8 protein-coding genes are annotated in these 11,824 nt (G+C 60.0%); all 8 read right to left on the bottom strand.

Translation table 11 applies throughout. The features are described 5' to 3' along the window. Positions 1-22: 22 nt before the first annotated feature. Positions 23-322 (bottom strand): type II toxin-antitoxin system RelE/ParE family toxin, encoded by a 300-nt coding sequence (locus IEN85_RS14840; RefSeq protein ID WP_191617884.1) that lies wholly within the window; start codon positions 320-322, stop codon positions 23-25. Next, entirely contained in the window at positions 315-578 is a 264-nt protein-coding gene (locus tag IEN85_RS14835; RefSeq protein WP_191617883.1) for a type II toxin-antitoxin system ParD family antitoxin, read from the bottom strand. Before IEN85_RS14835 ends, IEN85_RS14840 begins: the two co-directional genes overlap by 8 nt. 57 nt (positions 579-635) lie before the next feature. Then, a complete protein-coding gene (locus IEN85_RS14830) occupies positions 636-4,100 on the bottom strand; it encodes an ArnT family glycosyltransferase (protein WP_191617882.1) in 3,465 nt (1,154 codons plus the stop codon). Continuing rightward, entirely contained in the window at positions 4,090-5,454 is a 1,365-nt protein-coding gene (locus IEN85_RS14825) for a hypothetical protein (protein WP_191617881.1), read from the bottom strand. The genes IEN85_RS14830 and IEN85_RS14825 overlap by 11 nt, the downstream gene beginning before the upstream one ends. After that, complete coding sequence (locus tag IEN85_RS14820) at positions 5,451-6,863, bottom strand: HlyD family secretion protein (protein WP_191617880.1); 1,413 nt, start codon at positions 6,861-6,863, stop codon at positions 5,451-5,453. Before IEN85_RS14820 ends, IEN85_RS14825 begins: the two co-directional genes overlap by 4 nt. Then, entirely contained in the window at positions 6,826-9,093 is a 2,268-nt protein-coding gene (locus IEN85_RS14815; RefSeq protein ID WP_191617879.1) for a glycosyltransferase, read from the bottom strand. Before IEN85_RS14815 ends, IEN85_RS14820 begins: the two co-directional genes overlap by 38 nt. A 273-nt stretch (positions 9,094-9,366) precedes the next feature. Continuing rightward, on the bottom strand, positions 9,367-10,695 hold the full coding sequence (locus IEN85_RS14810; RefSeq protein ID WP_191617878.1) for a TolC family protein: 1,329 nt from the start codon (positions 10,693-10,695) through the stop codon (positions 9,367-9,369). Between the two features lie 143 nt (positions 10,696-10,838). Continuing rightward, a partial coding sequence (locus IEN85_RS14805) for a glycosyltransferase family 2 protein (protein WP_191617877.1) occupies positions 10,839-11,824 on the bottom strand: 986 nt, incomplete at its 5' end.

Raw genomic sequence — 11,824 nt, 5'->3', positions numbered from 1 at the left:
TGGTGTTGCCCGGCGGATGACTTCACCCGTCTTCGAATAATGGGTCTAGGTCTCTCGATCCACGGAGGATGCGAACGATGTTCACCTTCGATTTTTCGCGTGTGAAGAAGATCACGAATTTCTTGTGCGGGAGGCTGAGCAATCCTTGATAAAGTTCGTTTCTTTGGCGTCCGACCCCGTCAAGTTCGGACAGGTCCAGGCATTTGCGAAAAAGTTGGTCGATGAAACGATCTGCTTTGAGGGGACTGTCCATCGCAATGTAGTCCCAGATGTCTTCGAGGTCCGATTCCGCTTCCTCGGAGATGACGAGCTTCTTAGCCATTCAAACGTTCTCTGCCGCGAGCTTTGATGCGTTTCATCAGGGTTGAGTCCATGGGTTTTGATTTACCTGCCTTGAGTTGCTCGAGGCCGACTTGAATTTCGGACTGGAGCGTGGAGAGTTTCCTGGCTCGTTCCGCCTCAAATTGATGCAAGACTCTCAAGGCATCTCTGACGACTTCTGACGAGGAGCTGTATAATCCAGACTGCACTTTGTCTTGTACCCATTTCTCGAGCTCTGGCGTCAGCGAAACGTTCATGACAGCAGGCTGACGTTATGACGAAAATTGTCAAACTTCGTTATCAGAGAGTCGCCCTCAGCGGTTCCAGTTTTGGCGGAAGGCTTTGTAGTTGGCGCGGTTGGCGTCCCAGAGGAAGACGGTCCAGAGGTAGCTTTGGTACTCGATGGAGCATTGCTGGCGGAGGAAAAGCTCGGCGCGGGCTCCGGGGTATTCCCAGCGGAGGTTCTTGCCGCGGGAGCGGAATTTCTCGCGGTTGATGGCGATCCAAACGCGGTCGTGCTTGGCGAATTCGGACTGCAGCTGTTCCACGGTGGAGACTACGAGGGCGTCGGCGTTGCGGTCGCGTAGCTGGCCTTCGGTGAGGTAGACGAAGTCGTAGAGCAGCGGCATGGCGATGTCGTAGTCGGCCCGCCCCGTCTCTAGTAGGATGCCGTGAGGGTGCGGTTCGGTGGCGCCGACGCGATCGGTCGGTCGCATGTGCGTACGAATGTATTGAAAAGCACCTGACGCGTCGCCGAGGATCTTGGTATCGTAGGAGCCGGGGATTCGCCAGGGCGACCAGGAAATGAAGATAGCGGTGAAGACGATAGTGGAAATCAGGATACGCGTGCGGCCGAGACGGAATTTTCCGCGGACTTTTTGCAGGCTGAAGGTATCGAGGTAGTCCAGGATGGCTTTGACGCAATAGAGGCCGAGCATGATCCAGAGCGGGATGATCCAATACTGGTAACGAAGGCTATCGGCGGTAACGAGCAAGTTGGTGAAGATGACGCCCGAGAACATCATGTAGTACATGGCGAGCACGTTGCGGTTGCCATTCTTGAAGGCGAGGGGTAGGCCGAGAAAGAAGAGCACGCTGAGGGAAAGGTGCAGGCGGGAGTAGGAAAAGAAGACCGAGAGGTAGTTCATCGGGCTGGAGAAATTGGGCGAGAGGGTGGCTTCGACATTGGGCGAAATCCCTTCCGTGCGGGTGAGGGTGCGGGTTTGGAAGACGATGATGTCGATGGCGGTCAGGGCTACCACGCAGACGGCTATGACCAAGGTGCGTAGCTCGTCGCTCATAGGCTTTCGCTTGGCGAAGAGCAGATAGCCAAAAAGTAATTGGAATCCAATGACAACGCTCAGTTCTTGGGAAAGGATGGCGGCGAGGAAGCACCACAGCGTGTAGTAGCGGTACTTCATTTCTTGTGCTCCACTGACGAAGCCTTTGCAGAAGAAGTAGGCGGTCAGCAGGGCGAAGAATTGCTGCTGCTGGTAGAAGCGGGCGATGTGGGAGCTGAAGATGAGGAAGGGGTGGAAGGCGTAGAGCAGCATGGCGGCGATGCCAAGCCAGGCTGAACCGAGCAGGTGCTTGCACGAGTGGTAGCAGAGCCAAGTGGTGGCGACTCCGAAGAGGACCATCGGGAGTCGAAGCACCCAGATGTTGGGGCCGAAAATCCAGATGAAGAATCCCGAAAGGTAGTGGTAAAGGGGGCTGCGGGTGTACCAGACGTCGGCGGTGTATTCAGGCACGCCTTTTTCGGCGATGGCGAGGGAGGCTTGGATGGAGGCGTACTCGTCGTCGTCGATGGTTTGGAAATCGATGTGGTAAGCTCGTAGGGCGAAGGCGAGCAGCAGGTGGGCGAAGATGATGAACTTCCAATACCTGCTGTTGGGGAGTGTGCGGACGAGGGTGACGAGCATGCGGCCGCGTCGCTTTTGCGGCAGATCGTCGCGCAGGATGCGGCGCACGCGGATGGTTCCGAGGCCGAGGGCGAGGGTGGCTGCCACGGCTCCGGCGAGCCAGATCCACGGGTAGTGCAGCCAAACCCACTCGAAGCGCTCGACCCAAGAGATGCGCAGCATGACGATGCCGAGGAGGATGGAGGTGGGAAAGAGCAGCTGGTAGCGTGAGAGGTAAGAGAGGGATTCGTCGTTGATATCCTGTTTCCAAAAACTGAATACAAGCGAAGCGCCCACCACCAGAGCGACAACGAGAGCGAGAGTGAACCAAGCCAGCAGCTTGTCTCCTTGATGATAGATGAAGCCACGGTACTTTATGGAGGGAAGTTGGATGGCGCTGGTGATGGCGCTGCGGGTTGATACGAAGCGTGCACTGGCAAGGGTGCCGGTTGAGACGAGCCAAGTTTCGTCGCTTTGCAGGCGGGAGCTGCGGCCTTGTCGGTCAGTCGCCGCTGCGTCGAGGGCGAGGCTGGGGAGCCAATTTAGGCGCAAGGCAGTGTCTTTGGGGTTGAGGCGGATCTTGACGGTGTTGCGTCCCGGATGGAGGAGGCTGCTGAGGTCGAAGCCGATGAATTGGTAGTCTTCTCGGTTGCGGGTGAGGGCTTCGGGGGCGCGTCCTCCCGGTAGGTAGTCGGCGAATGTTCCGGCGTTCGGGTTGATCTGCTGGCGTTCGTTGAAGAGGGGGTTGGTTGCGGGGGCCTGGCCGGCTTTGCTGGGGCTTTCGCCGGTTTTGTTGAGCGTGTTTTCGTAGCGGTGGAAATCGTTGACGGTGGGGTCCGAGTGGCGGGGGTTGGTGAACTTCTTGCCGGCGTAGACGTGTCCCACTTCGTCGGGGTCGAGCAAGGAAGGACGAGCCGACGGGTCGAGAGCTTTTTGCGAGCCGATTGCCCATTCGCCCATGGTGTAGTCATTGCTGCCGTAGGTATCGGTATTGACGCGGCGGTCGTTGACGAAGAGGTCGATATTGCGATTGGTAAGAATGCGCATCCAGGCGGTGGATACGTCGTTTTCGATCTCCCAAACCTTTTCGTAGGTGAAGGAGATCCGGTCTTCGTTGAGGGACGGACTGATGATCTCCGGGCGAAAGGGTTCGCTGAAAATTTCTTCGGGTAGGGTGCGGTAGAACCAATTGGGAGCGTTTTCTTCGATGACGCTGACTCCGCCTTCTGGTGGGAGTTGATTGGGGTTCATCCAATCGAGCTCGGTGGTGGCGGGAGCGGTTTGCCAGGCGTGCCAGCTGGAGTCGGTTTGCAGACGAATGACTTCACCGGTGTTGAGCAGGATTTCTCCCTCCAAGATGGCGCAGGCATCGGCCTTGCGGCTTTCAATGAGGATGCTGATGGCGTTGCGTCCTTTGTTGAGCTTGTTGGTAACGTCGATGTAGGCGGGAACCATATACTCCTTGTGCCCAATCCATTGATACTCGCGGGGGAAGTTGAGAGCCAACAGCGGGGCGCTGAAATTGAGGCGTTGGCCATATTCGGAGAGTCCGTTTTGGAAGGGGCGAGTCGGGCGCCAGAGGTAGGAGCGGGTGGCGGTGTCGCCGTTTACGACTAGCTCGAAGGCATCCTTGGCTGCGACGCGTATCCAAGCTCGCGATACTTCAGAGGTGAGAAAGATGTCCTTGCGGAAGGCTCCGGAGTAGAGGCCGCCTCCCTTTGCTTTGATCCACTGGGCATTCCACTCGGTGGCGACGGGTTGGGGGCGATAGGAAAAGAGGGCTTGGGCGACCACATAGGAGCCCAGTCCGATGAGCGTTGCGAGCAGGAGGCCGGTGAAGAGCCAAAGGCGAAAAGAGCGCGTCTTGCTATTGTTCATAGACGACTTCTCCAGGGAGATCGTAGGTGGCGAATTCCAAATTGCGTTCCGCGTTTTGCAGGACGGGGGCTTTGTTTTTGGCCGCGAAGTCTTGGTAGATGCGGCGCATGGTCGCGGTGAGGGCAGCGATGCTTTCCGCGTCGCGTTTGCGCTGCAGGACCATTTGCAGGGAGTAGTTGGACTTGAGGTCGGTGGGATCCCAAGCGAGCACTTTGCGGAACTTGTTTTCGGCGAGCTCGAACTGCTGGGTGTTCATGTCGTAGACCGCGGCACGGGCAATGGCACGCAGGCATTCGCGGCGCACGTCGGCGCGGGAACCGTTGAATTGCAGAATCTCTTGGTAGAGCGCTTCGGCTTGTTGATAGAATCCGTCGGCTTCGAGCACGCTGGCGCGGTAGTAGTCGGCTTCCGGGAGGGTGAGTCCGAGTCGGTAGGCGATGAGGCCTTTTTGCATGAAGAAGCGAGAGTCTTCGCGAATGATGGGCATGCTCCAAGTGGCTCGTTCCATGCGGCCGTAGGCTTGACCGTAGTCGGCGTCGAGCAGGGCCTCGTGGGCTTTGCCCATCTGGTAGGCGGTGTGGGCGATGGGTAGGATTCCCAGCACGCAGAGCAGGGTGAAGCTGGAGATGCTTACCTTCAGGGCGTAGCGGACGAGAGGGAGGTCGAGCGTGCCTTTGCTGCGGAAGAGAAAGAGTAGGAGCAGGCAAAAGCTAAGGTTAGCGAGTATCCAGCCTTTGGATATGAATTGGTGGAAGGAAGAGGTGTAGCCCAGCCAGGTTTGGATTTCGGCGATTTGTCCGAGTTGGAAGAGCGAGGGAAGGGAGAGGGGAATCTTGACGACGTTGGCTTCGCGGGGCGGGTCGACGACGTAGACGACCAAGTTGTCGTCCTCGAAAGTTTCCATTTGCCGGGTGAAGATGTCGCCACCCAGCCAAGTGAGGTGGTAATGCTGGTTTTGCAGCCATTGGGCGCGAGCCGAGAAGTGAGAGTCGATTTGCCAGACGGAGTAGGGAAAGGCGAAGAGCAGGATGGTGAGGGCGAAACAGATGAGGCCGGTGGCTCGCTTTTGCCATTTTTTTGGGCCGAGTCCGATGATCCAGAGAGTGGAAAGAAACAGGAGGGCGTAGGAAATTTTGAATACATTGGTGACGGGTGCGTCCTCGCTCACGATGGAGGCGTCATGGTAGGAAGGCAGGGACGCGGCGGGCGTAGGGACGGAGAGCCAGGGGAAGTGGATGGCTCCCAAGGCGAGTGCGATGCTGAAGGAACCGCAAGCAAGGGTCCCGATGAAGGGCAGGTGCGGGCGTCGCAGGAACGCGGGCAAGCGTTGCCAGATCTGGAGGAGCCGCCTCATTGAACCACTTCGATGGCGTCGCCTTCCTGCAAGGTTTCGTGGCCGGAGACGATTACGGTTTGTCCTTCCTGCAAGCCTTCCACTACTTCGGTCCAACCGTTGTCGGTAACGCCGCGGGAGATCAGCAGCTTGGTAACATGGTTTTCTTTGTCGATGGTGTAGGCGTATCCAGATCCTGATGACCGTGAGAGAATGGCTGGCGTGGGCACGGCGAGGGTGGTGCGGGTGGAGGTGATGCGGGCGAAGCCGGTGAGGCCGGGAGCTATGCCTCGGCGTTCGGTCGGGTCGATGGCGAGACGAACTTTGAAGGTGGCGGGCCATTCGGGAGCTCCGGTGCCGCTGGGGCGGATGGGACGGTTGGTTTCCGGCCCGCCCAGGCTGTAGCTGACGATAGGGATGATTTTGGATACGTGAGCCTTGAAGGGGGCGCCGGCGTAGGCTTCGAGGTGGATACGAGCTTGGTCGCCCTCTTGGATCATGGTGAGGGCGGACTGGTCGACGTGGGCTTCGAACCACATATCGGCGATGAGCACGAAGGCCGGCTTGCCGCTGTCCTGGTTGTATTCGCCTGGTTGGATGAGGACGCGTTCCACGATGCCGTCGATGGGGGCGTAGATGCGGTAGTTCTCCAGTTCCAGCTCGCGTTGGGTAAGTGCGTTTTGGGCGTCTTCGATAGCGTTACGAGCGATGGTGCGGCTTTTCTCTTGGCCTTTGGTGGACATGCCCAAGTAGAACTGGCCTTCCTTGAGGCGCTTTTCCACTTCGGCGATTTGGCGTTGCAGGTCGAGCAGCTTGATCTTGGGGAAGGCTCCGTTCGCGACCAGTTCGGCGTAGATAGCCTCTTTGGACTTGAGCAGCTCGAGATCGCGATTGACGGCGTCGACTTCGATCTGGTCCGCTTCGGGCCGTTCTTGGGCGAGCACGTAGGCGGAGCCGATGAGCACGCGTTCCAGTTCGGCCTCCGCGGTGCGTAGGGCGAGCTGGGCAGACTTGAGCTTGATGTCGGCCTTGCGGGAATCGATGACGGCAAGGAGGTCGCCCTTCTTGATGTGTTGTCCTTCTTCCACGTGCACGGAGAGGATACGGTCCATGGGGATGACTGGGACGAGCACGGTTTGGCTGCTGACGAATCCTTCCCCCAGTATCGCTTTTTGGATACGTCGGCTTTCGACGGTTGCGGTGGCTACCTCGAAAGGGCTGCCCATCTGGCGTTTCAGCTTGGCGTAGCCGAAGCCGGAGGTGTAGGTGCGGTTGATGGGTGATTGGTAGGAGGGAACCACGACGGACCAAAAGAGGGCCACGCACACCGCGATTGTGATAGCGAGGCAGGCGATGATCCAGAGGTTTTCCTTTGCGAAGCGCAGCAGGGCTTCAAGCAGCGACTTTTTGGTCAGGCTGGGAAACTTCATGGCTTGGAGCAGGGCTGGAGTTGGCAGTTTTGAGCGAGGGCAGCGGGACGAGGTAGAGTCCGAGGACGGCTAGCTCGATGGCCATTTGGGCACAGCGCCAGATCACGGTGGCGGCGATGCAGGTTTCCAGTTCCATGATGGGGGCGAGGAGGGCGACGATGGTCGCTTCTCGCGCTCCGAGTCCTCCGGGGGCTCCGAAGGAGAGAAATCCAGCGAGCCAGCCGGCGGCGTTGACTCCGATAACGGCGGGCAGGGAGAGAGGTGCGGCGCTCAGGCTCTGGGCGATGAACCAGAATGAGATTCCGTTGAAAACGCATAGGGCGACGTAGAAAGCAGTTACGGCAAGCAATCCCGACCAGGAGGGACGGCAAGCGAGCGCGCTTTTTATATCGCCAAAAAGCTTGGTGATCTTGCGAACGAGGGCGCTTTCAGGACGTTTCATCAAGAACAGGGCGGCGCTGGCGGTTAGGAGGAGGCTCGCGCAGCTGCTGAAGACGAGGGCGGACGAGGAAAGGTAGTCGAGGAGGTTTATCTTGGCGCCCCAAACGGTCAGGCCTCCGGCCGCTACGGTGGCCCAAGCGATGACGGTGAGGACGAGTTCGATGGAGATGCTGGCGGCGCAGAAGGTTTTGTTCATGCCCAGCTTGGAGGATTGGGTGACGCGACCGGCGTAGGCCCAGACTTGTCCCGGCAGCCAGCGCAGGGCTTCCGAGATGAGCCAGGTCTTGGAGGACTGGGCGAGGCTGACGGGGCGGCGCAGGGCCTTGATGGTCAGGCCCCAGCCGAAGCTGTTGACGATGCGGTAAACGAGGTAGAGAGCGACGCCGAGGCCAAGGGGCGCTAGGGTGGCGTTTTGCAGGCTGCTGCCGAGGCGATGGGCAAAGTCGGGAGCGGCCTTGCTGACGCCAAAGCCTGCCGCGGCTGCGATGGTGAGGGTAGTAAGAATCTTCTTGGTCGGCGCCTTTTTGTCTTTTGGGGAAGGTGGGAAGGGGGTGTTGTCGTCCGCTTCGTTCTTGTTCTCGCAAAGGACGAGGTAGGTCTTGTCGAGCGTTTCGATGACGCGATCCCAGTCGAAGTGCCAGAGGGCGAATTCTCGGCCGCTTTCGGCGAGGCGAGCGGCGAGGTCGGGTTTGTCAATGATCAGCTCGATGGCGTCGGCTAGCTCGGCGGGATTGTTTTCGGGAACGAGGACGCCGGTTTGCAGGTGGTGGATGACGTCTACGATGCCGCCAACCTCAGAAGCCACGACCGGCTTTTGGTTGAGGAGAGCCTCGATCAGCACGACGCCGAGGCCTTCGGTGTCGCCGCGGCTGTCAAAGATGGAAGGGTGTACGTAGATGTCGCAGTCGCGGTAGAGCTGGCTGAGCCTTTCGTTGGAAACGAAGCCGTGGAAGGTGACGATGTTGCCCAGTCCAAGCTTGTCAGTGAGGGCTTTCCACTCCTCCTCCATGTCTCCCTTGCCGGTGATGTCGAGGACCACGTTGTGGCGACGGAGAAGGAATGGCAGGGCGCAGAGCAACACGTCGACGCCTTTGCGTTCGATGAGGCGGCCACAGGTGAGCAGGCGGATTGGGTGACCGGGGGCTCTAGGTGCGGCGGCTTGAGGCGCGTCGATCCTAACGGTGGAGCCGTAGGGGATGATGGTGGCGGGGCAGGCGGAAATCTTAAGGATCTCGTCTCGGGTGTGGCTGCTGTTGCAGATGATCCGGTCGGCCCGGCGGAGGAAGAAGGCGAGGGCGTGGGCGATCCACTTCTTTTGGCGACCCATGGCCAGCTCGGCACCGTGGCAGTTGGCGACGTACTTGGCTCCAGTCAGGCGGGCGGCGAGCCAGCCCATGACCCCGTGAGGGAAGGGCCAGTGCACGTGGATGATGTCGTAGCGGTACTGGGTGGCGAGGCGGATGGCCTTGAGGGTGCCGGAGAGGATGTAGAGCAAGCCGAGCAGTTGGCAGAGGAGGCCGTGGGCTTTGTTGGGGGCGCCTTCGTCGTGGGTCATGGTCTCCATGCCGGCGGGGGCGTAGCGGAAGCGGAAGACCGGGATGCCGTCGATGGGCGTCTCGGCTCCGCCGCGGAAGCTGGAGGCGAGCACGTGCACGCGGCGGCCTTTGGCTGTGGTGCGATTGACGGTTTCGCGGAGCCAGGGGACTTGGTGGTCGTCTTGGCTGCGGGGGTAGGTGGAGCCCACGATGAGGACGCCTCCTTTGTCGTTTTCGGTGTTTCGGTTTTTCATGACAGATCAGAATGGCTTTCTGCTCTGTGGGTGGCAGGGGATGTGCCAGATGGAGGGTGTTTTGGGTAAGGCTCTGTTAGTTAGTAGGATAAAAAGTTTTTGGTGGTTTTTTGGAGATGGGGAATGGAGCGGGGGCTGTAAGATTTACTGGTTGGGAAAAGGAGGGACGGTAAGTTGTGCGGTGAGGGGTGGAGCGGGATTTCTTTGTGGGAAGCGGCCTTGCTCCGCGATTGGGGCGGTCGAATCGCGACGCAAGGTCGCTTCCTACCGGGACTAGGGGTAGACGGTTAAGTCGAGGAGGGAGCGGGTGTCGCCGAGGGCGGCCATGAGCTGGAGAAGAGAGCGGTGGTAGAGGTAGCGGGTGTTGGCTTGGTTGAGCTCGTTGAGGGAGAGCTGGAGGGTGGCTTCCACGGCTTCCTGGTTGTCGGCGACGCCTTGCTCGAAGCGCATGGCGGAGAGGCGATAGCGTTCGCGGGAGAGGCTTTGTTTCTTGTCGGAGAGGAGGATCTTGGACTGGAGGGAGTCGATGCGGGCGATGAGCTGGGCGATCTCCCTCTGGAGGTCGAGCTCGACGCGTTGGCGTTCGAGTTCGGCGGAGCGGAGCTGGGACTCGGCGGTCCGGATTTTGGAGCCGGATTTCTTGGAATCCCAGAGGGGCATGGAGACGAGGAAGAGGGCGGACCATTCCGAGGATTCGGTGCCGCCGTTGAGGGCTTGGTTGGCGAGGCCGTACTCGCCGTAGAAGGCGAGAGAGGGGTGGCGCATGGTTTTGGCGGAGCGGCGCAGGTGCTTGCTTTTTTCGATTTCGGCGAGGGAGCGGAGGTAGTCGGGGCGGTTTGCGAGGGCTTGTTGGTAGAGCTCCTCGGCGTCGAAGTAGGCGAGGTCGAAGCAAAGCTCGGGGGAGCTGACGTGCAGACCTTGCTCGAAGGGAATGCCGAGCATACGTTTGAGCAGGAGCTGGAGTTCGTTTTCGGTCTTTTGGGTTTCGATAAGGAGCTCTCGGTCGTCGGCGAGCTTGAGCTCGGCCCGGATGAGGTCGATCTTGTCGGAGGCTCCTGCCTTAAAGAGGTTTTGGGCGGTGGAGAGCAGGTCGCTGGAACGCTGGATGGAGGCTTCGGCGGCATGCACGGCTTCGCGGGATTTGATGAAGTCGAAGTAGCTGTCGATGACGGTGGCGAGGGTTTGCTCCTCGGTGAGCTGAAGGGTGAGCTCTTGGATTTCGGCACGGGAGCGGGCGGCTTTGATGTCGGCCCGGATGTTGGGATCCCAAAGGGGGGTGGAAAGGAAGGCTTTGGCGTCTTTCTTTTGGTAGGGGCCGATGGTTTGGTAGACGGGTTCCTCGTTGGAGGCGCCGACCAGTTCGGAGGCTTTGCGCTGGGTGTAGGAGAGGTGGAGCTCCGCTTGCACGCGGTGGCGCGACTTTTCATGCTTGAGGGCTTCCCAGGACTGGAGGGCGATTTCGCGTTGTTGGGCGAGCTCGATGTTTTGGTTCTCTACGAGGTCGATGATGAGGGGGAGGTCGAGCTCGATCGTTTCTTGCTGTGCGTGCAGCGAGACGCTGGCGAGGAAGCTCGCGCAGAGCACAAGGATGGTGTTTTTCATGACTGAGAGATGGTGTAGTTGAAAAGATGGTAGGGACGGGTTTGGCGCCGGGGATAGCTAGTCCCCGACGCCGTCTATACCATCTGATCTGTGAAAAGGTTGGGGGGCCGGCGCGGGTCAGGGTGCGGGCGCTTAGGCGCCCTTCAGCGATGGTAGCCGACGTAGGTCTCGCTGCGATGGGTGCTGCGCTTGTGGGCGCGATTTCTGGGTTGAGCCGCGTCGACCACTTCGCCCACGGGGGATTCTGCTTCCCCTCCCTTGCCGGAGATGCGGAGTTCGTTGGTGAATCCGAGCGCGAGCAGGATGGGGCAGGCGGCGATGAGCGCTGCGGAGCCGGCCACCAGGGAAAGGGCGCCCTCAACCTGCTGGAAGGCGAGCCAGGCGCTCAAGGTGAAGGCGCCGATGCCTACGGCTAGCACGACGGCGGCGAGTCCTCCGAAGAGGTGCAGGGGGCGGTCCTTGTAGTTCTTGAGGAAGTGCACGGTGAGCATGTCGAAGAACCCGCGAGCGAAGCGCTTGACCCCGTACTTGGAGACGCCGTGCTGGCGCGCGTGGTGGGTGACGACGATCTCGGCGCAGCGGTATCCCTCGATGGATGCGAGGCAGGGGATCATGCGGTGCATCTCCCCCTGCAGCTTGACGGCCTTGACGACCTCTGAGCGGTAGCACTTGAAGCCGCAGTTGTGGTCGTGCAGCTCGACTCCGTTGAGCTTGGAGACCATCTTGTTGAAGACGCGGCTGGGCAGGACCTTGTGCCAGGGGTCGTGGCGGGTCTGCTTGTATCCGGAGACCAGGTCGTAGCCCTCGGCGAGCTTCTGGAGGAAGCGGGGTATCTCCACGGGATCGTCCTGCAGGTCGGCGTCCATGGTGAAGACGACGTCTCCGGTGGCCCGCTCGAATCCGACGGCGAGGGCGCGAGCCTTGCCGACGTTTGCCCGCATCCTGACGGCCTTGACCTCCTCGGGGAAGGCGTCGGCGATGTCGCGCATGCGCTGCCAGGTGGAGTCGGTGCTGCCGTCGTCGACGAAGACGACTTCCAGGCGCTTGCCGAGCTTGCGGGTCTGGGAGCGTATGCCTTCGAAGAGGGGGCCCAAGGTGGCTTCCTCGTTCATGGCCGGGATGACGAATG

Source organism: Pelagicoccus enzymogenes (genome assembly GCF_014803405.1).
Lineage (GTDB): Bacteria > Verrucomicrobiota > Verrucomicrobiia > Opitutales > Opitutaceae > Pelagicoccus > Pelagicoccus enzymogenes.
Note: the sequence above shows the minus strand (reverse complement) of the source record. Positions and strands in the feature narration are given on the sequence as shown.